This window comes from Nocardia sp. NPDC004654 (assembly GCF_040609595.1).
Lineage (GTDB): Bacteria > Actinomycetota > Actinomycetes > Mycobacteriales > Mycobacteriaceae > Nocardia.
Map to the genome: position 1 here is coordinate 226,713 of NZ_JBEXKI010000008.1, position 22,562 is coordinate 249,274.

At 69.1% G+C, this 22,562-nt stretch carries 20 protein-coding genes and 1 pseudogene; 12 read left to right on the plus strand and 9 right to left on the minus strand.

Features of this window, described 5'->3' with window-relative positions:
• Positions 1–59 precede the first annotated feature (59 nt).
• The gene (locus ABZV58_RS26380) at positions 60–581 is read left to right on the plus strand and encodes a DinB family protein (RefSeq protein ID WP_355002841.1); all 522 of its coding nucleotides are present in this window, start codon (positions 60–62) and stop codon (positions 579–581) included.
• Between the two features lie 93 nt (positions 582–674).
• Here the strand turns inward: ABZV58_RS26380 and ABZV58_RS26385 are convergent, their stop codons facing one another.
• Both ABZV58_RS26385 and ABZV58_RS26390 read right to left on the minus strand, forming a co-directional pair.
• The gene (locus ABZV58_RS26385) at positions 675–2,960 is read right to left on the minus strand and encodes a LuxR C-terminal-related transcriptional regulator (protein ID WP_355002842.1); all 2,286 of its coding nucleotides are present in this window, start codon (positions 2,958–2,960) and stop codon (positions 675–677) included.
• A 58-nt stretch (positions 2,961–3,018) separates the two neighbouring features.
• The gene (locus tag ABZV58_RS26390; RefSeq protein ID WP_355002843.1) at positions 3,019–4,788 is read right to left on the minus strand and encodes a 2-isopropylmalate synthase; all 1,770 of its coding nucleotides are present in this window, start codon (positions 4,786–4,788) and stop codon (positions 3,019–3,021) included.
• 170 nt (positions 4,789–4,958) lie between these two features.
• Between ABZV58_RS26390 and ABZV58_RS26395 the strand changes: the two genes are divergently transcribed.
• Positions 4,959–5,630, plus strand: coding sequence for an FCD domain-containing protein (locus ABZV58_RS26395; protein ID WP_355002844.1), 672 nt, complete (start codon positions 4,959–4,961; stop codon positions 5,628–5,630).
• A 23-nt stretch (positions 5,631–5,653) separates the two neighbouring features.
• The gene (locus tag ABZV58_RS26400) at positions 5,654–6,457 is read left to right on the plus strand and encodes an ATP-binding cassette domain-containing protein (RefSeq protein ID WP_355002845.1); all 804 of its coding nucleotides are present in this window, start codon (positions 5,654–5,656) and stop codon (positions 6,455–6,457) included.
• Between the two features lie 158 nt (positions 6,458–6,615).
• On the opposite strand, the gene ABZV58_RS26405 is transcribed toward ABZV58_RS26400, so the two are convergent.
• On the minus strand, positions 6,616–7,122 hold the full coding sequence (locus ABZV58_RS26405; RefSeq protein ID WP_355002846.1) for a hypothetical protein: 507 nt from the start codon (positions 7,120–7,122) through the stop codon (positions 6,616–6,618).
• A complete protein-coding gene (locus ABZV58_RS26410) occupies positions 7,119–7,487 on the minus strand; it encodes a hypothetical protein (protein ID WP_355002847.1) in 369 nt (122 codons plus the stop codon). Before ABZV58_RS26410 ends, ABZV58_RS26405 begins: the two co-directional genes overlap by 4 nt.
• A 21-nt stretch (positions 7,488–7,508) precedes the next feature.
• Here ABZV58_RS26410 and ABZV58_RS26415 point away from each other — a divergent pair, with 21 nt between their 5' ends.
• Positions 7,509–8,102, plus strand: coding sequence for a TetR/AcrR family transcriptional regulator (locus ABZV58_RS26415; protein ID WP_355002848.1), 594 nt, complete (start codon positions 7,509–7,511; stop codon positions 8,100–8,102).
• A 12-nt stretch (positions 8,103–8,114) separates the two neighbouring features.
• Here the strand turns inward: ABZV58_RS26415 and ABZV58_RS26420 are convergent, their stop codons facing one another.
• Positions 8,115–8,768: an HAD family phosphatase gene (locus ABZV58_RS26420; protein ID WP_355002849.1), complete on the minus strand. Its 654-nt coding sequence runs from the start codon at positions 8,766–8,768 to the stop codon at positions 8,115–8,117.
• Positions 8,769–8,988: 220 nt separating this feature from the next.
• On the opposite strand from ABZV58_RS26420, the gene ABZV58_RS26425 reads away from it, so the two are divergent.
• Entirely contained in the window at positions 8,989–9,696 is a 708-nt protein-coding gene (locus tag ABZV58_RS26425) for a PaaI family thioesterase (RefSeq protein ID WP_355002850.1), read from the plus strand.
• 7 nt (positions 9,697–9,703) lie between these two features.
• Here the strand turns inward: ABZV58_RS26425 and ABZV58_RS26430 are convergent, their stop codons facing one another.
• The 4 genes from ABZV58_RS26430 to ABZV58_RS26445 all read right to left on the minus strand — a co-directional run bounded on the left by ABZV58_RS26430 (position 9,704) and on the right by ABZV58_RS26445 (position 14,929).
• On the minus strand, positions 9,704–11,167 hold the full coding sequence (locus tag ABZV58_RS26430; RefSeq protein WP_355002851.1) for an NAD(P)/FAD-dependent oxidoreductase: 1,464 nt from the start codon (positions 11,165–11,167) through the stop codon (positions 9,704–9,706).
• 641 nt (positions 11,168–11,808) lie between these two features.
• Positions 11,809–12,972 (minus strand): sulfotransferase, encoded by a 1,164-nt coding sequence (locus ABZV58_RS26435; RefSeq protein WP_355002852.1) that lies wholly within the window; start codon positions 12,970–12,972, stop codon positions 11,809–11,811.
• Between the two features lie 17 nt (positions 12,973–12,989).
• Positions 12,990–13,766 (minus strand): SDR family oxidoreductase, encoded by a 777-nt coding sequence (locus tag ABZV58_RS26440; RefSeq protein ID WP_355002853.1) that lies wholly within the window; start codon positions 13,764–13,766, stop codon positions 12,990–12,992.
• Entirely contained in the window at positions 13,766–14,929 is a 1,164-nt protein-coding gene (locus ABZV58_RS26445) for a hypothetical protein (protein WP_355002854.1), read from the minus strand. Before ABZV58_RS26445 ends, ABZV58_RS26440 begins: the two co-directional genes overlap by 1 nt.
• A gap of 84 nt (positions 14,930–15,013) precedes the next feature.
• Here ABZV58_RS26445 and ABZV58_RS26450 point away from each other — a divergent pair, with 84 nt between their 5' ends.
• The 7 genes and pseudogenes from ABZV58_RS26450 (at position 15,014) to ABZV58_RS26480 (ending at position 22,552) form a co-directional block, all read left to right on the plus strand.
• Positions 15,014–15,922 carry a helix-turn-helix domain-containing protein gene (locus ABZV58_RS26450; protein ID WP_355002855.1) on the plus strand — a complete coding sequence of 303 codons (909 nt, stop codon included), beginning with the start codon at positions 15,014–15,016 and terminating at the stop codon, positions 15,920–15,922.
• A gap of 32 nt (positions 15,923–15,954) precedes the next feature.
• A complete protein-coding gene (gene cysD / locus ABZV58_RS26455) occupies positions 15,955–16,887 on the plus strand; it encodes a sulfate adenylyltransferase subunit CysD (protein WP_355002856.1) in 933 nt (310 codons plus the stop codon).
• Positions 16,887–18,728 carry an adenylyl-sulfate kinase gene (gene cysC, locus ABZV58_RS26460; protein ID WP_355002857.1) on the plus strand — a complete coding sequence of 614 codons (1,842 nt, stop codon included), beginning with the start codon at positions 16,887–16,889 and terminating at the stop codon, positions 18,726–18,728. The genes cysD and cysC overlap by 1 nt, the downstream gene beginning before the upstream one ends.
• Positions 18,725–19,408: pseudogene (locus tag ABZV58_RS26465) on the plus strand (3'(2'),5'-bisphosphate nucleotidase CysQ); the annotation flags it as partial. The gene cysC and the pseudogene ABZV58_RS26465, both read left to right, overlap by 4 nt.
• 143 nt (positions 19,409–19,551) lie before the next feature.
• Complete coding sequence (locus ABZV58_RS26470; RefSeq protein ID WP_355002858.1) at positions 19,552–21,348, plus strand: acyl-CoA dehydrogenase; 1,797 nt, start codon at positions 19,552–19,554, stop codon at positions 21,346–21,348.
• 220 nt (positions 21,349–21,568) lie between these two features.
• The gene (locus ABZV58_RS26475; protein ID WP_355002859.1) at positions 21,569–22,324 is read left to right on the plus strand and encodes a GntR family transcriptional regulator; all 756 of its coding nucleotides are present in this window, start codon (positions 21,569–21,571) and stop codon (positions 22,322–22,324) included.
• Positions 22,325–22,552 (plus strand): ferredoxin family protein, encoded by a 228-nt coding sequence (locus ABZV58_RS26480; RefSeq protein ID WP_355002860.1) that lies wholly within the window; start codon positions 22,325–22,327, stop codon positions 22,550–22,552. It abuts the gene before it with no gap.
• The last annotated feature ends 10 nt before the right edge of the window (positions 22,553–22,562 follow it).

The window sequence follows — 22,562 nt, forward strand, 5'->3', positions numbered from 1 at the left end:
GAGCCGCCCGCACCGAAAATCGAAAGGCGTTCTCTCTCGCGGGGCGATAGCCTCGGCCCATGACGTGGACCGCCCCCGAGATCGAGCGGACGCCGACCCTGTTCGTCGCCGACGAGCGCCCCCTGCTGCAGAGCTGGCTCGACCGGCACCGGCAGACCCTGCTCTGGAAATGCGCCGGACTGGACGCCGAACAGCTGCGCTCGCGCCCACTCGCCCCGTCGCGCCTGTCGCTGCTCGGATTGGTCCGGCACCTGAGCGAGGTCGAGCGCGGGTGGTTCCGCATCGCCGCGGCGGGCGTGCCGCTGGACTATCTCTACTGTTCCGAGGACAACCCCGACGGCGATTTCGACGACATCGCCGACGCCGACCCCGCGGACGCCTTCGCCACATATCACCGCGAGGTGCGCGCCGCCGACGCCGCCGTCGCCGATCTGCCCTTGACACACACCTTCGCTCGCCCGGTTCCCGACACCACTTTCAGCCTGCGCTGGGTGTATGTGCACATGATCGAGGAGTACGCCCGCCACAACGGCCACGCCGATCTGCTGCGCGAACAAATCGATGACCGCATCGGCGACTGACAGCGCGGCTCGGGCTCGCACACATCGCTCCAGGCACATCGCCTCGGCACAGCTCGGATCGCCGCGCCGCACAATGCCTCGGCGAGTGGTGATTCAGGGCAGATGCTCGGCGACCCAGCCCGCGATCCGAGTCCGTGACTCGAATCCGAGTTTGGTCATGATGTGGTCGACGTGGCTTTCCGCCGTGCGGACCGAGATCACCAGTTCGGCCGCGATGCGCTTGTTGCTGTATCCCGCGGCGACCAGCTTGGCCACATCCTTCTCCCGGCGCGTGAGCACGTCGGCCGCAGCGGGTTTCGGCGCCCGTTCGACGACGAGCGGCGCCGTACCCAGCGCGTAGCGCACCGCCTCGTCGGTGCCGAGCGCGGCTCCGCTGTCGAACGCGGCGCGAAACTCCTTGTCCCCCATGGCCCGATGCACCTGGTCGCGCACCTTGTCGCCGACCACCTCGGTCATCGCGTGCGCGAGTCTTTGGGTGCTGCCGCGTCGCACTGTGGCCGCCGCGCCCATCAGGCGCGCCGCCCGCACCCGGTCCCCCTCGGTGGCCGACACCCAGGCCAGGCCGTCGAATCCCGAAGCGGTCCAGACACATCGGTCGAACAACCGGAACTGCTCGACGGCGCGCCGCAGGTCGCCCGCGGCGCTCTCCTGTTCGCCGCGCCGCCAATGATTCGTGCCCACAGCCCAGTACGCGAGCCCGCCGAGCAGATGCGAACCGTGTTCGGCGGTCTTGGCCAGGAAACGTTCGGCGATGACGTCGGCGCGCTCGTCCTCGAGCACCAGCGCGCACACATAGGCGAAGGCGAAGCTCTCCATCTCGGTGCCGTGGTGGCCGACCTCGCTGGCGCGCTCGGCCGCGGTCAGCGCGATCTCCAGCGCGCGATGCGGATCGTTCTCGGTGAAGGTCAGCAGCGCCGAGAGCAACGTCGCCTCGACCAGGACCTCGGCGGCGTCGAGTTCGGCGGCCAGCTCGACGCATTCACGTGCGTAACGCGTGGCCTCGGCGTTGTCCGACAGCATGGCCGCGATCACCGACGCGGCCGCCAGTGCGCGGGCCCGATCGACCGTGTGCGCCTTGTCCTTTCCGATCGCCTCCACCAGCCAGCGGTAGCCCTCCAGCAGGAACCGGTAGTGCTCCCAGAACGGACGAAGCTCGGTCGCGATCTCCAGCGCACGGTGCGCGCCGTCCGGATCGGACAGCGAGAACTGAAGGGCCGCACGCATATTCGCGTGCTCCCTGGTGACGTCGCGGAACCAGGCGACGTCCTCGCCGCCCCAATAGGCGGTGCGGCCCCGGCGGGCGATGCGGTGGTAGTGGTCGCGGTGGCGGATGCGCACGGCCCGTTCGTCTCCGGCGGCGGCCAGCTTGGCCAGCGCGAACTGCCGCAGCGGCTCGAGCATGGTGTAGCGGCCGCTGCCGTCGCTGTCGTGCCGGTGCCCGAGCACCGACTTCTCGACGAGTCCGGTCAGCGCGTCGACCAGCGCGTCGGGCGGATCGACGACGCACACCGCTTCGGCCGCGTCCAGGTCGAAGCCGCCCGCGAACACCGCGAGCTGCTCCCACAGCCGCTGCTCGTCGGGCGTGCACAGGTCGTAGCTCCAGCTGATCGCGGCTTCGAGGGTCTGCTGGCGGCGCGGCGCGGTGCGCAGGCCCGTGGTGAGCAGCCGCATGGCGTCGTCGAGGCGGGCCAGCACTTGGTCCGGTGTGAACATCCGCAGCCGCAGCGCCGCCAGCTCCAACGCCAGCGGGATACCCTCGAGGCGGCGGCAGATCGCCGCGAGGACACCGAGATTGGCCGCGCTGACCAGGAATTCGGGATTGGCCGCCGCCGCGCGATCGATGAGCAGGCGCAGCGCTTCGCTCTCGCCCGCGGCGATCTCCCCGGTCAGTTCGTCGGCCGCCGGGACGGGCAGCGGCGAGACCGGCATGACCTGCTCGCCGTCCACGCCGAGCGGCTCCCTGCTGGTGGCCAGGATCCGTACCCCGGTGGTGGCCGGGATCAACCTGTTCACCAGCGCCGCGCAAGCGTCGATCAGGTGTTCGCAGTTGTCCAGGATGAGCAGCAGGTTCTTGTCGGCGAGGAACTCGGTGAGCCCCGCGAGCGGCGCGCTGGTGTCGTCGCGCAGGCCGAGTGCCTGCGCGACGCTCAACGCCACCAGATCCCCCTCCTGGACGTGAGCCACCTCGACCAGCCACACGCCGTCGGGGAACGCCCGCCGCACCGACTCCCCCACCCGCCGTGACAGCCGGGTCTTGCCGACACCGCCCGGCCCGGTCAGGGTGAGCAGCCGCGTGGTGGCCAGCAGTCGCTTCGCCGCGGCGAGTTCATCACCGCGTCCGACGAAGCTCGTCACCTCCGCGGGGAGGTTTCCTGTCACGTGCCGCACCACGCCGAATACCTTCGCACGTACGGCCGACACGGCGGGCGTTTTGCCGCTATTCGGCGGACGATGCCGCCCGGTTCGCGGCACGGACCACCGCCGCGAGCGAGGCCTCGAGCACCGAGTCGGCGCGGCCGCAGCTCCAACCGGACCGCTCGCCCACCCGGTATTCCAGATAGGTGATCGCACTGCTGTCGCTGCCCGCGCCGATCGAATGCTGAGTCAGGCCGAGCACCCGCACCGGCAGCCCCGCCGCGGCGAGCGCCTCGGTGAGCGCTTCGACCGGCCCGACGTCACGGTGCTGGGTGGTCGACGTCGCGCCGTCGACAGTGAGCGTGATGTCCGTGCTCGCGGCGCCGGCGCGCCATTCCTTCAGCACCACCGGCGCGGGTCGCGGGTCGTCCAGGTACGCGGCGGTGAACAGCTCGTGCAGTTCGGCCGCGGTGATCTCCAGGCCGGTGTCGTCGGCGTGCGCCTGGACGCGGCGGGCGAACTCGATCTGCAACCGCCGCGGCAGGTCCAGGCCGTACTCGGTGTGCAGCAGGTACGCGATGCCGCCCTTGCCGGATTGCGAGTTGACCCGGACGACGGCGTCGTAGGAACGGCCGAGATCGGCCGGGTCGATCGGCAGATACGGTACCCGCCAGTCGATCTCGCGCTCCGGTCGTCCGGTCGCCGCGGCGCGGGCGCGGTGTTCGGCCATGCCCTTCTTGATCGCGTCCTGGTGGGTGCCGGAGAAGGCGGTGTGCACCAAGGCGCCGACGTAGGGGTGTCGTTCGTGGATGGGCATGCGGGTGCAGTACTCGACCGTGCGGGCGATCTCGTCCACGTCGGAGAAATCGATCATCGGATCGATGCCCTGCGCGTGCAGGTTCAGCGCCAGCGTGGCCAGGTCGACATTGCCGGTGCGCTCACCGTTGCCGAAGACGCAGCCCTCCACCCGCTGCGCGCCCGCCAGCACCGCCAACTCCGCGCAGGCGACGCCGGTGCCGCGGTCGTTGTGCGGGTGCACCGAGAGGATCACGCTCTCGCGGCGGGCCAGGTTGCGGTGCATGTACTCGATCTGGTCGGCGTACACGTTCGGGGTGGCCACCTCTACGGTCGCGGGCAGGTTCAGCACCACGGGTCGTTGGGGCGTGGCGTCCCACAGGGTCGTCATCCGGTCGCACAGATCGAGCACGAAATCGGGTTCGGTCAGGTTGAACACCTCCGGCGAGAACTCGAACCGCACCGACGGCAGATCACCGGCGAACTCGAGCACGTCGCGGCCGCCCGCCAGGATCAGCTCGCGCAGCGCGTCGCGGTCCTTGCCGAGCACCACCTCCCGCCAGGTCGGCGCGGTGGCCGTGTACATGTGCACGACGACCTCGTTGCGCAAGCCGCGCACCGACTCCACCGTGCGCTCGATGAGGTCGCGGCGGGCCGGGGTGAACACGACGATGGTCACGTCCTCGGGCGCGAGATCGGTCTCGGCCAGCAGCCGGACGAAATCGAAATCGGTCTGGGAGGCCGAGGGATAGCCGACCTCGATCTCCTTGTAGCCCATGGCGACGAGCAACTCGAAGAAGCGCCGCTTACGTTCGGGGTCCATCGGCTCGGCGAGCGCCTGGTTGCCGTCGCGCAAATCCACCGGAACCCAGAGGGGGGCCGTAGTGATTCGCGCGTTCGGCCAATCACGTTGTGTCAGAGGCACTTCCACGCGTTCGTGGACGGGCCGGTAGCGGTGCGACGGCATCGTCGAGCGCCGCTGCCTGTTCCAGTGCGGCGCATCGTCGGCGACGGGGCCCGCGGGGGTGTGGATGGTGGGGAAAACGCGCGTTGTCATGGTCTGCTTTCCGGCCGATACGGCCTGCGCATAGGAAAAGTGACCGGCCACGACGAAGCCCCACGGCGGGCGGCCGGTCGAATCAGGCCCCGCCGTGGCGGCTAAGCAGAAGCATGCGCGTCATGATGGCTAGACTCTACACAACTCCTCAGACAAGTAGAGAGGTTCGGATGGTCTCGCAGGTCCGCCGCCACCCGCTCGCCGCGCAGGCGGCCGAGTTGTTGCTCGCCCGCGTCCGCGCGGGCGAATGGCCGCTCGGGCACCGGCTTCCCGGCGAGACGACCCTGGCCGCGCAGCTCGGCGTCGGCCGCTCCACGCTGCGCGAGGCCATCCGAGAACTGGCGGGCAAGGGCGTGCTGGACAGTCGCCAAGGCGCGGGAGTGTTCGTCACCGCGTTGGATGTGACCGAGGAGTGGGACGCGGTGCTGCGCCGCGCCGCCATCGCGTCGGTGATCGAGGCCAGGATCGCCATCGAAGCCGAGGCCGCCGCGCTAGCCGCCGCCCGGCGCACCCCCGCCGACCTCCGCGCGATCCGCCGCGCCCTGGCGGCACGGGAGTCCCGAGGCGAACCGGTCGACGAGCACGTCGACGCCGACATGGCGTTTCACCGCGCCGTCATCGTCGCCGCGCACAACGACGTGCTGACCCAGCTCTTCGACACCTTCCTGCCGCGCCTGCGCCAGGCCATGATCGACATGCTCAGGATCCGCCCCGTGCCCTCCGAACCCGAGGACCACGAGGCGCACATCCGGTTGGTCGACGCCATCGCGCACCGAAACCCCACGGCCGCATCCGAATTCAGCCGCGCCCATCTCACCGCCCTGAAAGCGGCGTTCTCGTGATCGTTCCGAGGGAGGAAACATTCGTGACCGTGCTCCAGCTGACCGACGTGACCTTCCGCCGCGAGGGCAAGCAGATCATCGACGGCATCTCGCTCACCGTGCGCGCGGGCGAACACTGGGCGCTGCTCGGCCCCAACGGCGCGGGCAAGAGCACCCTGCTCGGCTTCTGCGGCGCCGTCACCTTCCCGACCTCGGGCACGGTGCGCATCTTCGGCGAACGGATGGGGCGGGTCGAACTGGCCGCGCTGCGCCACGCGATCGGGCACGTGAACCCGCGACATCCGCTGCGCTACCCGCTCACCATCCGCGAGGTCGTGCTCACCGACCTCACCGCGACCATCGACATCCCGATGCGCTGGACGCCCACCGCCGAGCAGATGCGCAGGGCCGACGCCATGATCGAGTCCGTCGGGCTGAAGGGTAAGGGCGACAACACTTGGCCGACCCTGTCGCAAGGCGAGCGCGGGCGCACGCTCATCGCCCGCGCGCTCATCGCCGAACCCCGGCTGCTGCTGTTCGACGAGCCGACCACCGGTCTCGACGTGGCCGCGCGCGAACAACTGCTGGAGACGATCGACATCCTCGACCGCACTCACCCCGAGGTCGCCTCGGTGCTGGTCACCCACCACCTCGAGGAGCTGCCGACCAGCACGACCCACGCCCTGCTCATCGCCGAGGGGCGCACCGTCGCCGCGGGCCCCGCCCGGGAGATCCTGACCACCGACACTGTGTCCACGGCGTTCGACCACCCCGTCGAGGTCGCCTACGACCGCGGGCGCTGGACCGCACGGGCCGAGGTCGATCCGTTGCGCACGTTCACGCCCTGACCGCTCACCGCGCCGAACGTGCCCGCCCCTGCGCCAGGCCCGTCATCGTCGTGACGACCAGGCGGGTCGCGTGCTCCATGACAGCTGGCAGTTCCACGCCTTGGCGCGAGCCAGCCGCGGAGCGGCGGCGCCGAACACTTTTCGCCGCCGCGTTCCGTTCACTCGGGCCCGGTGACCGCCCGCCGGGCTTCGGCCTCGGCCAGCTCGCACAAAGTGAGCAGTTGCTTGCGGGTCATGAAGACGTCGCCGAAGGCGAGCAGCCGGTCGACGATCGGCGGTGTACCGAAACGCGCACGGACGACGAGCCGAGTGCCCGCGCCCTCCGGGCGCACGGCGTAGGTGACGGCGATCCGCCCGGAGACGAGCGTGATGTGGCGGCCGAGGACGAACGAGTCGAGGCGGAAGACCGACATGAACTCCTGGCCGATCTCTAGTTCGGTGAGGTGCGGGTCGCGCTCGCGCGGACTGCGGCGCCCCCAGTTGTCCAGCAGGTCGTAACTGTATGGGGCGACCCGCAATTGGCACAGCCAGCGGTACACCACCGTCGGCGGCGCGGCGATGCTGATGGCCCGATCCGCTTGCAGCCCGGTGGGTTCCAGCTCGTCGCAGGGCAGGGAGTCGTCGACTTCGGCTTCGGTTGCGCCCCAGCGCGTTCCGCGGATCATGCCGTGGCCGCGATTCGGCCGAGCATTCGCCGCACCACGAAGGCGTGGCCACCGCTGCCGATCACCAGCGCGCGATAGATCTTGCCGTGCAGACCGGGAAAATCCGCCCTGCTCGTGGCTCGCACCTTGGTTCGGCTCTGCCCCTCGTCCTCGAGTTCGAAGATCAGCTCGTAGCGGGAGAACCAGTGCTGCCCGCTCATCGCGAACCGGGCCGGTTCCTCGGCGGCGTCCAGCACGAATCCGGAGGGCACCGTGGCGGGGTCGTGCGGGTCCGTGCAGACGACTTTCAGCAGCGCTTTCCAGGTCCGATCGCGATTCGCGTCGACTTCTCTGGCATGCTGGTCGATATAGGACAATCGCTCCATATAGAAGGAACGTACTAGTAGATGGCGCCACCCCGCAAGCACGACACCGATGTGATCCTCGACGCAGCACGCGCTCTCGTGCTCGCCGACGGCCCCCGCGCGGCGAGCGTGGCGGCCATCGCCAAAGCCAGCGGCGCGCCGGTCGGCACGCTGTACCACCGCTTCGGCAACCGCAATGGCGTGCTCACCGCGGTCTGGTTTCGGTCGCTGGACCGCTTCCAGCAGCGGACCTTGGCGGCCGCGAACCACGCCGACGCCGTCGAGGCGGGTGTGGCCATGGCCGGTGCCGCCATTCGCTTCGGTCGTGAACTGCCCGAGGACGCCCGGCTGCTGCTCGAGCTGCGCCCGCGCGACCTGCTCGACGGCGGACCGGACGACGAGTTCCACGCCCGGCTCGAGGCCATGAATGCCCGGTTGTTCGAGCAGCTGCGCCGCGTCACCCTCGAGTTGCTCGGCGCGGACGGGCACCGGGAGATCGACGCGGTCAGCCGCGCGGTCGTCGACCTGCCGTATGCCGCGCTGCGCAGGCACGCGCACGCGCCCACGCTGCCGGACTGGCTGGACGACGACCTGGCCGCGGCCGCCCGCACTCTGCTCGAGTCGTACCGCCGCTGACCGGCGGTTCGCTCAGTTCCCCGCGACCAGCGCCGGGGTGAGTTCGTCGAGCCCGTCGATGACCTGATCGGCCAGCGCCCGCGCGTCGGGGTCGAGGGGATACTCCGGTCGCGGCGCGGCGATCACCCGCATGCCCGCGGCGTGCGCGGCGCGCAACCCGTTGCTCGAATCCTCCACGGCCGCACAGTCGGTCGACTTCTTGCGCAGGAATCCCGCGACCGCCACGTACACGTCCGGCGCGGGTTTGCCACGGTCGACCTCCTCGGTCGAGAACGTCACGTCGAAGAACTCGATCAGCCCCGTGCGCCCGAGCACGGTGTCGATCAGCGTTCTCGGCGAGGAGCTGGCCACCCCGAGCGGCCAGTTCTCGCTCATCCGCTGCACCGCGGAGACCGCGCCGGGCAACAACGGCACACTCCGGTCGTACTGCGCGGCCATTCGCTCGATGACGTCGTCGGCCACGCGTTCGGGCGGCTCGCCGACCCCGAGTTCGCCGCTGAGGTACTCCGACCACTCCCCCGTGCTCATGCCCATCAGTCGCTTCTGCGTGTCCGGTAGCCAGCGACCGCCCTTCTCGGCGACGTACTCGCGCCGCACCCGCTCCCAGACCGGCTCGGAATCGATCAGCACGCCGTCCATATCGAACACGACTGCCGTAATACGCATCGGTGCAACGCCTTTCGCCGTTCGCGAGGGCACGACCGCAGGGTGGTCACGGACCGGCCGCGCCGAGCTCGCGTGGTGTATCGGTAGACCTGATGGGTGATCGACTACCCAGCGTAGGGGCAGCGGATTCCGGTCACGGCCGGGGGCCGCCGGAACCGGACCGCCCGCGGTGCCGCCCCCGCCGCGGGAGCATCCGACGGGCAACCGATAACTTGTTCTCATGAACGAACAGCGGGCCGGCGACGCGCTGCCGAGCGAGCAGCTGCCGACCGAACAGCACCAGCTACCGACCGAGGAGCACCACGAGGGCGGATTCCGGCCGATGGCCGAGCTGATCGACGCCGCGAACCAGGACGTCGACATCTCCCGCGGCGGGCCGCACTACGGCGCCTTCATCGAGCAGGTGCGCGGCCTGATGGACCGGGCGCGGTTGTGCTCGCCGACCGACGAGCTGGCGCTGGAGACCATCGCCATCCTCAAGGAGCTCAACGACAAGCTCGACGCCGCCGTCGTCGACGAGTGGTCCGCGCCCACCTGGACCCGGGTCGACCTGCCCGGCCGCGGCAACATCACACTGCCGCCGTTCGTGGTGGACCGGGCGGACCGCGACGGCGTCGAGGCTCGTATCACGTTCCGCACCTACCACCTGGGCGGCAACCGGGCAGCGCACGGCGGCCAGATCGCGATCGGCTTCGACGACCTGCTCGGCATGGCGGCCGCGGTGCACGCGGGCGCCGTCACCCGCACCGCCTCGCTCACCGTCGACTACCGCTCGATCACCCCGTTGAACACCGAACTACGGCTGCACGCGTGGGCCGAGCGCCAGGAGGGGCGCAAGGTCTACGTGCGCGGCACCCTGCACGACGGCGACCGGCTGTGCGCGGAGGCCAATGGCCTGTTCATCGTCCTGAAGCCGGGCCAGCAGTAGTCACCGCTCAGCTTCGCGCGCCCGCGAAGCGGTAGTTGGCCGGGTCCGGCGGTCGCTGCATGAGCGCGCGGTGGCGGGCGGGTGTCCACGGCCACAGTTCCGGGTTGCCGTCCTTGCCGAGGTACCAGCTCTGGCAGCCGGTGGCCCACACCGTCTTGGGCAGCGCGGCGCGCAGTCGCGCGTAGTAGCGCTCGGTGGCGGCCTCGGTCGGTTCGACGGTGTCGAATTCTCCCGCCTGCCAGCGACGAATCCAGCCGAGGATGTGCTCGGCTTGGGTCTCGGCGATGAGGGTGAGCGGATAGTTCCCCACCGGGCTGTGCGGTCCGATCAGCAGGAACATGTTCGGAAAGCCCGGCAGCGCGACGGTTTCGAAGGCCCGGGGGCCGTCCGCCCAGGCCTGGTCCAGCGTCCGGCCGTCCGCGCCGACGAGGCCCATCGGGCGCATGAAGGCGTGCGCGTCGAAGCCGGTCGCGAGCACCAGCACGTCCAGGTCGTGCACGCGGCCGTCGGCCGTGACGACGCCGCGCGGCACGATGTGATCGACGGCGCTGGTCACCACCTCCACGTCGGGCCGCTGCACCGCGCGATAGAAGCCGCCGGAGATCACCAGCCGCTTGCACATCGGCTCGTACTCCGGTGTCAGCGCGGCGCGCAGGGCGGGATCGCGCACCGAGCGCAGATTGGCCCGGCACAGTCGGCCGACCATCTCGCGCTTCGGTCCCGGCTCGATGAGCGCGCCCATCAGGAACTCGAAGATCCGGTGGGTGACCGCGTAGCCGAGCTCGTCGAGCATCGGGAAGCGCCGGTGCGCGGCGCGGGTGAACCGGGTGTAGCGGCGGTTCGGCAGCGGCGCGACCCACTGCGCCGTGCGCTGGAACATGATCAGCCGCTGCGCTTTTCCGGCCAGATCGGTGACGATCTGCACGCCCGTGGAGCCGGTGCCGAGCACGCCGACGCGCTTACCCGCCAGCTCGACGGTATGGTCCCAGCGCGCGGAATGGAAGGCCGCGCCCGCGAAGTCGTCCAAGCCGGGCAGATTCGGTGTGCGCGGATGGTGGAGGATGCCGGTAGCGCACAACACGAAGTCATAGCGCTCGCATGCTCCGTCAGCGGTCGTCACCGTCCATCGCCCGTTGTCGAACTCCGCGCCGCACACCTCCGTGCCGAACCGGGTCCTGCCCGGCAGCCCGTACTCGCGCGCCACCCGGGTGAAGTACTCCTCGATCTCGGCTCCCGGCGCGAAGAATCGCGACCAGTCGGGGTTCTTCGCGAAGCGGAACTGGTAGAACCGCGACGGCACATCGCAGGTCAACCCGGGATAGGTGTTCTCGCGCCAGGTACCGCCGAAGCGATCGGACTTCTCGAAGATCGTGACATCGCGAAAACCCGCGCGCAGCAGAGTGATCGCCATACAGATGCCCGACATACCCGCACCGATCACCGCGACCGCGGGCTCGCGGTCCGCGCTCATTCGGCTCTCCGTTCGGCCGGACGGCAGTCGCGGCGTTGCTGCCATAACTCAACGTTATGACGCGCGACGGCCCGGCGGAAGGTCTCGAGACGACGGGAAGCCGATTCGCCAGGACAACGGCGCCGCCACGTCGGCTGCGGCAAGCGTCGAGCTCGGGTTCCACGGTGGTCGTTACTGTCGAGGGTGAAGTAGCTGTTCAGCGATGGCTCGCACGCGGGCGAGTGTGATGCCGGTTCGCTGTTCCAGGGCCAACGGGTGGTCGGTGGGTTCCAGTTCCACCGTCGGACGAATACCGACGGACTGGCTGTGCATCTTGGTTCTGCCGGCTACGTGTCGGAACGCAGTACGCGCAAGACTCGAGATGCGGACACGCGTTTCAACGGTGGCAGGTGGGCCATCGAGGCGGTACGGTCGTGGTACACGCGGCCACCGACGACGACATCACGCATGGATTGCACTTGGTGCAAGTGTGCGCCGGATATCTTATCCAGAATGGAATCCGGAGCCCGAAGGTGAAAGGCACTGCGCCACAGCTTGATTCGCAGATCTGCCGTACTTCTCTGCCGTAATTGCATGCGGTGCAACTTTGCGGTGCGTGTCGGATTCGCCGGTCGACCGTGTCGCCGACCGGCGAAACCCCGTCAGCGACCTGGGAAGTGCACCGCCCGGTACTCACCGAACCGTTCGTCGACCTGATCCGCCGTGAGGCCGAAATCGTCCAGCGAGTACCGGTGCGAGGGACGCGCCGCCCCGGACGTGCTCTCGGTGTGCAACGCCGCCATCGCCGCCTCGGCCTCCGGGCTCAGCGGAATGTCGAAGTGGCGGTAGACCGAGCCCACCGTGCCGATCGGGTCGGCCACGAAATCGTCGTAGTACACGTCGATGAACTGAGCGGCGTTGTGCCGCTCGCGGTCTCGCAGGAACCGCTGCGCGCCGCGCGCCCACAGATCCAGCTGCGTCCGGCCGACCACGGGACCGCGGAACTTCTCCGACCATCCCGCCGAGGCCTGCTCGTTGAGGCTGCACACCGACGCGATGATGGTACGCGGGTCGCGGTGCATCTGGATGATCAGCGCGTCCGGGTACACCTCGAAGATGGCGTCCAACGCGAACAGGTGACTCGGGTTCTTCAGCACCCAGCGACGATTCGCGTCCGGCAGCCCGATCAGTTGCAGGTTGCGGCGGTGTCTGCGGTAGGCGTTGGTCCAGTCGCGGCCCGCCAGCCATTCCGAATACCCCGGCAGATAGGCCAGACATTCGTAGGACACCGACATCGCCGACTGCCGCAGCAGCTGCCAGCACTCCTCCACCTGATCGGCCGAGATGTGGTGCACGCCCATGAATTCCGGATGCTCGACGTGGTGCTTCTCGAACGCCGCTTCGATCCGCTGATACACCGGATTGTCGGCCCAGGTCTCACGCGGCGGTCGTGGCTGCGGCATCTCGGTGAGCCACATCTCCAAGCCCTGGTGCGCGGGGTCGGCGTTGAGCAGCCGGTGCACGGCCGTGGTGCCCGAGCGCGGCAGACCCGTCACGAAGATGGGCCGTTCGATCGCCACCTTCGCGTGTTCGGGGTGGCGTTGCCAGGCGTTCTCGCTGAGCAGCCTGGCGATCAGCGCGCCGCGCAGAAAGGCGCGGTTGACCTTGTTGCCGAACGGCGTCAGCTCCGCATCCTTGGCATAGGACTCCAGAAGTACTTGCAGCCCTTCGCGATAGCCGTCGTCACCGAAGTCGTCGAGCCCGACGACCTTGGTCGCCGACGCGTGCAGATCCTCGACGCTGCCGACATCGTCCCTGCCGATCATGCTCTGCTCGCTCCTCATCAGTGGTGGTACTCGCCGCCGTTGACGTCCAGACACGCGCCGGTGATCGCGCGCGCCAGTGGCGAGGCGAAGAACACGACGGCGTCGGCGATCTCGTCCGGCTCGGGCAGCTTGCGCAGATCGATGGTCGAGGCGGTCTCGGCGTAGACCTCCTCCGGCGTGATGCCGCGCTGCTGGGCCAGGTAGTTGAAGTACCACTTCAGGTTGTCGGCCCAGATGTAGCCGGGGGCGACCGAATTCACCCGAATGCCCTTGGGTCCCAGCTCGGTCGCCAGGCTCTGGGCGAGCGCGAGCAGGCTGGACTTGGCCATCTTGTACGGGCCGAAGGTGCGCCGCGAGTGGCGCAGCACCGCCGAATTGATCATCACCACCGAGCCTTTCGTCTCGGTGAGCGCGGGAATGAACAACCGGGTCAGGCGCAGCGCGGCCAGCACGTTCGTCTCGAAACCCGCGCGGACCTGATCGAGATCCACCTCGGCCAGATCCGCCAGCGGCGGAATCGCGAAGGCGTTGTTCACCAGCGTGTCGACCCGGCCGAAGGCGCTCGTCGCGGTCTCGACGAGGTTGGTCACCGCCGCTTCGTCGTTGATGTCGGTGGGCACCACCACCGCGCGCCTGCCGATCTCGGCGATCTCCTTGGCGACCTCCGTCAGCCGCGATTCGGTGCGCGAGGCGAGCACCACGTCCGCGCCCGCCTTGGCCGCCTGCACCGCGATGGCTCTGCCGAGCCCCGGCCCCACACCCGAGACCACAACCACCTTGTCCTGCAACAACATCAGCCGAGCATCCTCTCCGCGACGGCGACCTGACGGGCCGCGATCCTTGCCTTCCACTCCTCCGGTGTCACGCGCGCCCGCTCGTAATACGGCAACCGCGTGGACAATTCGTCGAACTCCACGATCTCCACCGCCGGACCGTCCTCGGGTTTCAGATCCCTGGAGAGCCGCTGCCAGCGGAACTGGAGATAGCCCCTGGCGTGCCCGGTGCGCTCGATCCAGTTGGCCAGCCCGGGGTCGCGCTCGCTGACCACCAGCCGGATCATCCCGTCCGGATCGACGCGCGCCTGGTCGGCGGTGAGGCTGGTCTGGTGGTTGATGTAGTCCAGCGACAGGTACCACATGCTGCCCAGCTGGAATCCCTGGTAGGGCGCGTCCGACTTGGGCACCGTGATGATCATGACCTGGTCGTCGGCGAGTTCGTAGTGCCCCGCCGAGGAGAACTGAGTGGTCAGCCCGCCGGGCGTGGACCTCGGTTCGGTCATCGTGTTCACCGGCAGGTTCAGGTAGAACCACTCCGGGAAGGCAAGGAACGTCTTCAGCCGCGACAGCAGCATCTTGCCCGCGATCCCGTAGCGCTTGGTCAGCAGATCCTTGGTCAGCGGCGGCGGCGCATCACCGATCGTGTCGACCCGCTGGATGCGCAGGGTGCCCGGCTTCTCGGTGGACCAGTCGCTGAACACCTCGCGCACCACCAGCATCGCCGAGTCGGGCGCGAGATGGACGTAGCCGGGGCGGGCCTCGCCCGGTCCGAGCCGCAGCTGATAGGTGCCGTCGGGGGCGACGTCCAAGGCCCGGTCGTCGAAGGCGGTCTCACTGTCGGGCACGTCCACCGGCGAGTAGTTGCCGTTGAGCACCTGGAAGCTCAGGTCCCTTGTGGTGCCGCGGGTACCGGTGACCAGGTATTCCGCGTCCGGGCGCAGGTAGGAGTGGAAGTACAGGGTGTCGGGATTGTCCAGGCCCATCTTGGTGTACGGGCCGGTCGACTGGACGAAGAACGGAAAGTCCCGCTCGCAGGCCCACGCCATCTGCAAGGCCGCGCGAATGCTGCCCGCCAGGTAGTCGTAGCCCTCGACGAGATCCTGTTCGGTTCGGATATGTGGCGCTTCGGTGATGATCTGCTCGGCGGCGGCGATCGCGTCCGCGAACGGCTGGGTCAGCAAGAGGCTCTCCCGGGTGGTCCAAATATGTACCGCTCTGGTACATTTCGATACGAGCAAGATTAGAACGTGTTCTAGGAGTTGTCCATGGTCGCGCGCCGATCCGCCCCCACCGAACGGGTGGTCCAGCTGCTGGATTTCCTCGTCGAGCAGCGCGGCAAGCGCTTCGGGCTCTCCGAGCTGGCCCGCGAACTGGACATGGCCAAGCCCACCTGCCTGGGCATTCTCACCGAGCTGACCGCGGGCGGGTATCTGGTGCGTGACCCGCACACGCACGTCTACGGCCTCGGACCCGCCCTGATCGCGGCCGGTCGGGTCGCCCAGGACAGCTTCGCGATGTCGGCCATCGCCCGTGGCGAGCTGGCCGAACTCAGCGCCAGGTACCGCACGACCTGCACCGCTTCGGCGGTGGTCGGGGACCGGATCTCGGTACTGGAGAGCACGGGCCCCGGGATGGTGAAGATGGGCGCGTCGTACCACTTCGCGCCGCCCGTCGGCCTGATGTACGTGCTGTGGGACACCGACGCCGCGTTCGACGCGTGGCTCGCCACCCCGCCGACCGTCCCACTCCAGCAGGACGAGGCGCGGTTGCGCCAGGTGGTCGCCGAGTGCCGCGAGTGCGGCTACCTGGTCGAGAGCCTCACCGCGGCGGGGCGGCGGCTGTACTCGCTGCTGGCTGGCGTCGCCGCCCGCGATCTGCCCGACGAGCTGCGCGAACTGGTCGGCGAGCTGGTCACCAGCTTGGGCGAGCGGGTGTATCTCGGCGCCGATCTGCGCCCGCGCAAGGAGCACCCGGTGAGCCTGCTCGCCGCGCCGACCTACGGCGGCGACGGCAGGCAGAACATGGTGCTCACGATGTACGTCGGCGCTTCCATCACGGGGGCCGAGATCGCCCGGCGCGGAGCGGCTTTGGTGGCCGCGGCGGACGCGGTGACGAATGCGTCGGGCGGCCGCAAACCCGTCGAAGTCGCAACCGCGGTGCGATCGAACCGTTGACCGCACACCGAAACGTGTTCTAGTTTTGGGTCGTGAGCCAGTACGCGAAGTCGACGGCGATCACCTACGAGCTGCCTCATCTGGACGCGCTCGAGGCCGAGTCGGCGCACATATTCCGTGAAGTGGCAGCCACCTTCGAACGCCCGGTGCTGCTCTTCTCCGGCGGCAAGGATTCGGTGGTGATGCTGCATCTGGCGGCCAAGGCCTTCTGGCCCGCGCCGCTGCCGTTCCCGGTGTTGCACATCGACACCGGACACAATTTCGACGAGGTCATCGAGTTCCGCGATCGCACTGTCGAGCGCCTCGGTCTGCGGCTGATCGTGGGCCGGGTGCAGGACGACATCGACGCGGGCCGGGTCGTGGAGGACACCGGTCCGCGCGCCTCGCGCAACCGGCTACAGACCGGCACCCTGCTGCGCAGCATTCGCGAGGGTCGCTTCGACGCGGTCTTCGGCGGCGCCCGCCGCGACGAGGAGAAGGCCCGCGCCAAGGAGCGGGTCTTCAGCTTCCGCGACGAATACGGCCAGTGGGAGCCGCGCGCCCAGCGTCCCGAGCTGTGGAACCTGTACAACGGCAGGCACCGGCCCGGTGAGCACATCCGGGTGTTCCCGCTCTCCAACTGGACCGAGCTCGACATCTGGAGCTACATCGCGGCCGAGCGGATCGAACTCCCTCCGCTGTACTACGCGCACCGCCGCCCCGTCGTGCAGCGCGACGGAATGCTGTTGGCGCACACCAGGTTCCTGAGCCTGCTCGACGGCGAACAGCCCTACGAGGCGACCGTGCGCTTCCGCACCGTCGGCGACGCGACGTGCACCGGATGCGTGGAATCCACCGCCGCGACCCCCGAAGAGGTGGTCACCGAGGTCGCCGCCGCGCGGGTCACCGAACGCGGCGCCACCCGCGCCGACGACCGCATCTCCGAGGCGGGCATGGAAGATCGCAAACGAGAAGGGTACTTCTGATGGCCACCACCCTGCTGCGTCTCGCCACCGCGGGCAGCGTCGACGACGGCAAGTCGACCCTGATCGGCCGTCTGCTCTACGACTCCAAGACGATCTTCACCGATCAGCTCGCCGCCGTGGAACGCACCAGCCGCGAGCGCGGCGACGAGTACCCCGACCTCGCGCTGCTCACCGATGGTCTGCGCGCGGAGCGCGAACAGGGCATCACCATCGACGTGGCGCACCACTACTTCGCCACGCCGCGGCGCAAGTTCATCATCGCCGACACCCCGGGCCACATCCAGTACACCCGCAACATGGTGACCGGCGCGTCCACCGCCGATGTGGCGCTCATCCTGGTCGACGCGCGCAAGGGCGTCGTCGAGCAGACCCGCCGCCACGCCTTCCTCGCCAGCCTGCTCGGGATCCCGCACCTGGTGCTGTGTGTGAACAAGATGGATCTGGTCGACTGGTCCCCGGAGCGTTTCACCGAGATCCGCGAGGAATTCGCCGGTTTCGCCACCAAGCTCGAGGTCGCCGATCTGTCCTTCTTCCCGGTCTCGGCGCTCCAGGGCGACAACATCGTGCACCGCGGCGCGAGCATGCCGTGGTACGAGGGCACTCCCCTGCTGCACCATCTGGAGGATCTGCACATCGCCTCCGACCGCAATCTCATCGACGCGCGCTTCCCCGTGCAGTACGTGACCCGCAGCCACGCCCAGGATTTCCGGGGGTACGCGGGCACCGTGGCGGGCGGTGTGTTCAAGCCCGGCGACGAAGTGGCCGTGCTGCCTTCGGGTTTCACCACCACGGTCGAGGCGATCTGGGGTCCCGGCGGCGTCGCGGTGGCCGAAGCCTTTCCGCCGCAGGCGGTCACCATGCAACTCGCCGACGAAATCGACATCTCGCGCGGCGATCTGATCTGCCGCCCGGCCAATCGACCACAGGTCGGCCGCGACATCGACGCGATGGTGTGCTGGTTCGCCGAGGACTCCGCACTGACCCCCGGCGCGACGTACTCGGTCCGCCACACCACCCGCGCGGCGACCGCCGAGGTCCGCAGCCTCGACTACCGGCTCGACGTCAATACCCTGCACCGCGACGAGCACGCGGAATCGTTGTCGCTCAACGAGATCGGACGCATTCAGCTGCGCACCCGACAGCCGCTGCTGTTCGACCCCTACCGCCGCAACCGGTCCACCGGCAGCTTCATCCTGGTGGACGAGGCGACCAACAACACGGTCGCGGCGGGGATGATCACCGGCGCGACGCTGCCCGCTTCCCGGGTGGTCTGGCACTCGACCGCGGTGGAGCGCGACGAGCGCGCGACCCGCGGGGCGACGGTCTGGCTGACGGGACTGTCCGGATCCGGAAAGTCCACGGTCGCCGTCGAATTGGAGCGACGACTGGTGGCGTCGGGGCGTCCCGCCTTCCTGCTGGACGGCGACAACCTGCGCCACGGCCTGAACGCCGATCTGGGTTTCTCCGCCGAGGATCGGGTCGAGAACATCCGCCGCGTCGGTGAGGTGGCCCGGCTGTTCGCCGAAGCCGGTGTGGTGGCGGTGGTTTCGCTGATCAGTCCGTATCGCGCCGACCGCGACCGGGTACGCGCCGCGCACGAGTCGGCGGGGCTCCCGTTCGTCGAGGTGTTCGTCGACACGCCGCTGGAGATCTGCGAGGCGCGCGATCCGAAGGGGATGTACGCCAAGGCGAGGGCTGGTGAGATTCGCGGCTTCACCGGCATCGACGACCCGTACGAGGCGCCCACCGCGCCGGACGTGGCGCTGCGTCCCGGCGACGGCGATCCGGCCGCCATGGCCGCGACCGTTCTCGCCCTGCTGGACAATCTGGACCGGCCATGATCACCGATGCCCGTCTCGCCGCCGATCTCGCCGACCGCGCCGGAAGCCTGCTGAGTGCCCTGCGCGAGGAAGGCTTGCCCGATCTCGGGGCGCGCGGCGACGCGCTGTCCAACGACTTCCTGCTCACCGAACTGGCCGCGGCTCGGCCCGGGGACGCGGTCCTCTCCGAGGAATCCGCGGACGATCCGCGCAGGCTCACCGCCGACCGGGTGTGGATCATCGATCCGCTCGACGGCACCCGCGAATACGCCATGCCCGGCCGCTCGGACTGGGCCGTGCACGTCGCGCTGTGGGAGCGCGATCGCGGCATCACCGCCGCGGCGGTCGCGCAGCCCGCGCTGGGCAAGGTGCACGTCAGCGACCAACCGAGTTCGAACGACCCCGCACGGGACGAGCCACGGCTATTGGTGAGCGACTCGCGACCACCCGCGTGGGCGCGCGAGGTGGCCGCCGCCGTCGGGGCGACGCTGGTCCCGATGGGTTCGGCGGGGGCCAAGGCCATGGCGGTGGTGCGCGGGGAAGCCGACGCCTACCTGCACGCGGGCGGCCAGTACGAATGGGATTCCGCCGCGCCCGTCGGCGTCGCGCTGGCCGCGGGGCTGCACGCCTCGCGCGTCGACGGCAGCCCGCTCGAGTACAACCGGCCCCGCCCCTATCTCCCGGATCTGCTGATCTGCCGCGCGGCGTGGCGAACCCCGCTCCTGGACGCGGTGGCCGCGGCCGGATCCGGATAGCCCTGTCCATTCGCGACAAATTGATAGTAACGTATCAAATGCCCCGGGGCCGTTCCGCGCCCCGGCAGTGACGTCGCGAGAGGATGGCCGTGCGCTCGAATCTGATCTCCCGGAGAGATCTCGACTTCCTGCTCTACGAATGGCTGCGGGTCGAGGAACTGACCGCGCTCCCCCGTTTCGAGGAGCATTCCAGGGAGACCTTCGACGGCTTCCTCGATCTCTGTGAGGATATCGCCACCCGGTACTTCGCGCCGCACAACAAGCGCAACGACAGCAACGAGCCGACCTTCGACGGCGAGCGGGTGACGATCATCCCCGAGGTGAAGACGGCCGTCGAGGCATTCACCAAGGCCAACCTCGTCGGCGCGGGCATGGACGAGCAGATCGGCGGCCTGCAACTGCCCGCCGCGGTGGAGGCCGCCGGGTTCAGCTGGTTCCAGGCCGCCAACGTCGGCACCACCGGTTACCTGTTCCTGACCGTCGGCAACGCCAACCTGCTCGCCGCGCACGGTTCCGCGGAACAGATCGAGCGCTTCGTGCGGCCCATGGTGGAGGGCAGGTTCACCGGAACCATGTGTCTGTCCGAGCCACAGGCCGGATCGTCGCTGGCCGACATCGTGACCCGCGCCGAGCCGCAGGACGACGGCAGCTACCGGCTGTTCGGGTCGAAGATGTGGATCTCCGGCGGCGATCACGAGCTCACCGAGAACATCGTGCACCTGGTGCTGGCCAAGATCCCGGGCGGTCCGGCGGGCACCAAGGGCATCTCGCTGTTCGTCGTGCCCAAGTTCCTGGTGCGCGAGGACGGCACGCTGGGCGAGCGCAACGATGTCGTGCTGGCCGGGCTCAACCACAAGATGGGCTACCGCGGCACCACCAATACGGTGCTCAACTTCGGCGAGGGCGGGCACACGCCCGGCGGCGCGGCGGGCGCGGTGGGCTACCTGGTCGGCGAACCGCACCGTGGGCTGTCCTACATGTTCCACATGATGAACGAGGCGCGGCTCGGCGTCGGCCTCGGCGCGACCGCGCTCGGCTACACCGGCTACCTCAAGTCCGTGGAATACGCCAGGCAGCGGCAGCAGGGCCGCGCGGTGACCGCCAAGGATCCCGCCGCGCCGCAGATCCCGATCGTCGAGCACGCCGACGTGCGGCGAATGCTGTTGGCGCAGAAAGCCTATGTCGAGGGCGCGCTTGCGCTGCTGCTCTACTGCAACCGGCTGGTCGACCTGCAACGCACCGCCGCCGACGCGCAGACCGCCCGCGAGCACACGCTGCTGCTGGAAATCCTGACCGGCGTGGCGAAGAGCTGGCCCTCGCAGTGGTGTCTCGAGGCCAACAGCCTCGCCATCCAGGTGCACGGCGGCTACGGCTACACCCGCGAGTACGACGTCGAACAGCACTACCGCGACAATCGCCTCAACCCGATCCACGAGGGCACCCACGGCATCCAGGGCTTGGACCTGCTGGGCCGCAAGGTGATCCAGTACGAGGGCGCCTCGCTGCGCCTGCTCGGCGAACGCATCGCGGCGACCATCGAGGCGGCCACCGAAAAGGGCGGCGACGCCGAGGAATTCGCGGTGGAACTCGACTCGTCCTGGCAGCGCCTGCTGCTCGTCACCGCGGGCATGTTCGCCGCGGGCGACCCGGCCGCGGCGATGGCGAACTCGACCATCTACCTGGAGGCGTTCGGCCACATCGTGGTCGCCTGGATCTGGCTGGAGCAGATGGTGGCCGCGGCCGACCACGAGGGCGACTTCTACGAAGGCAAGCGCGCGGCGGCCCGCTACTTCTTCCGCTACGAGCTGCCCAAGACCGGTCCGCAGCTGGACCTGCTCGACGCGCTGGACCGCACCACGCTGGAAATGCGCGACGACTGGTTCTGAGCGCGCTCGATCGATCATTCGAATCCGCGTGATCGAAACCCGACCCCGGGAAACAGGGTGGCGCAATGGCCCGTAGCCGCCCTGTTTTCCCTGGTCGGCGCCCGTCACCGCTGGCGAAGAAACATCCCTTGATTCGCGCGGTGCGCGAGCTGGATCTCGAGGCCCCTTTTCGCGTCTATCGTCGCTGTCCGTGCAGGTCAGCGAGAGAGAGGCGGAACGGATGGGTGCAGAACCGGCCCCGGTGCGGCAGCTGCGCGCCGATCAGGCGCGCCGCGTCGCCGACGTGCTGCGCCACCAGATCCACGCGGGCGCGTTCGACGAGGTGCTGCCCACCGAACAGCAGCTCGCCACAGAGCATTCCGCGTCACGCAACACCGTGCGCGAGGCACTGGCCCTGCTCAAGGACGAGGGCCTGATCTACCGCGCCCCCAAGGTCGGCACCCGGGTGGGAACCCGCAAGTACGACCACGGCCTCGACGAACTGCTGGGACTTCAGGAGACCCTCAAGGGCCACGGCACTGTGCGCAACGAGGTGCGCACCGCCCAACACATCACCGCGCCGCCCGCGGTCGCCCGCAGGCTCGGTCTCGACCCCGGCGAGCGGGTCGTCTATCTGGAACGGCTGCGCTACCTCGCGGACCGGCCGCTGAGCTTGGACCTGACCTACCTGGTCCCCGACATCGGCGCCGAAGTGCTCGCCAACGACCTCGAGAACACCGACATCTTCGTGTTGCTGGAGAAGATCAGCGGCCGCTCGCTCGGCCACGCCGATCTGGCGCTGGAGGCGATCGCCGCCGACCCGCACACCGCGTCCACGCTCGACACGCCCGACGGCGCCCCGCTGCTGATGCTCGAGCGGCTGACCCGCCTCGACGACGGCAGGCCGGTCGACCTGGAGTACATCCGCATGCGCGGCGACCGAATCACCATGCGCGGCAGTCTGTCCCGCGGCACACCCCAATGGAAGGTCCGATAGATGGCACTCGCGAACCAGCGCGCCGACATCCCCGTCACCATCGACGAATCGCTGTGCATCGAGGGCTGCACCCTGTGCGTGGAGATCTGCCCGCTCGACTCCCTGGCGATCAACCCCGACAACGGCAAGGCCTACATGCACGTGGACGAGTGCTGGTACTGCGGCCCCTGCGCGGCTCGCTGCCCGACCGGCGCGGTCACCGTCAACATGCCCTATCTGCTCCGCTGATCTGGAAAGT

Excerpts from the sequence above, each read along its gene's own strand:
- ABZV58_RS26480 (WP_355002860.1), top strand. The coding sequence starts at position 22,325 with ATGGCACTCGCGAACCAGCGCGCCGACATCCCCGTCACCATCGACGAA.
- ABZV58_RS26405 (WP_355002846.1), bottom strand. The coding sequence starts at position 7,122 with ATGATCCGCGGAACGCGCTGGGGCGCAACCGAAGCCGAAGTCGACGAC.
- ABZV58_RS26450 (WP_355002855.1), top strand. The coding sequence starts at position 15,014 with ATGGTCGCGCGCCGATCCGCCCCCACCGAACGGGTGGTCCAGCTGCTG.
- ABZV58_RS26415 (WP_355002848.1), top strand. The coding sequence starts at position 7,509 with ATGGCGCCACCCCGCAAGCACGACACCGATGTGATCCTCGACGCAGCA.
- ABZV58_RS26380 (WP_355002841.1), top strand. The coding sequence starts at position 60 with ATGACGTGGACCGCCCCCGAGATCGAGCGGACGCCGACCCTGTTCGTC.
- ABZV58_RS26475 (WP_355002859.1), top strand. The coding sequence starts at position 21,569 with ATGGGTGCAGAACCGGCCCCGGTGCGGCAGCTGCGCGCCGATCAGGCG.
- ABZV58_RS26440 (WP_355002853.1), bottom strand. The coding sequence starts at position 13,766 with ATGTTGTTGCAGGACAAGGTGGTTGTGGTCTCGGGTGTGGGGCCGGGG.
- ABZV58_RS26390 (WP_355002843.1), bottom strand. The coding sequence starts at position 4,788 with ATGACAACGCGCGTTTTCCCCACCATCCACACCCCCGCGGGCCCCGTC.
- ABZV58_RS26435 (WP_355002852.1), bottom strand. The coding sequence starts at position 12,972 with ATGATCGGCAGGGACGATGTCGGCAGCGTCGAGGATCTGCACGCGTCG.
- ABZV58_RS26425 (WP_355002850.1), top strand. The coding sequence starts at position 8,989 with ATGAACGAACAGCGGGCCGGCGACGCGCTGCCGAGCGAGCAGCTGCCG.
- ABZV58_RS26430 (WP_355002851.1), bottom strand. The coding sequence starts at position 11,167 with ATGAGCGCGGACCGCGAGCCCGCGGTCGCGGTGATCGGTGCGGGTATG.
- ABZV58_RS26410 (WP_355002847.1), bottom strand. The coding sequence starts at position 7,487 with ATGGAGCGATTGTCCTATATCGACCAGCATGCCAGAGAAGTCGACGCG.
- ABZV58_RS26420 (WP_355002849.1), bottom strand. The coding sequence starts at position 8,768 with ATGCGTATTACGGCAGTCGTGTTCGATATGGACGGCGTGCTGATCGAT.
- cysC (WP_355002857.1), top strand. The coding sequence starts at position 16,887 with ATGGCCACCACCCTGCTGCGTCTCGCCACCGCGGGCAGCGTCGACGAC.
- ABZV58_RS26395 (WP_355002844.1), top strand. The coding sequence starts at position 4,959 with ATGGTCTCGCAGGTCCGCCGCCACCCGCTCGCCGCGCAGGCGGCCGAG.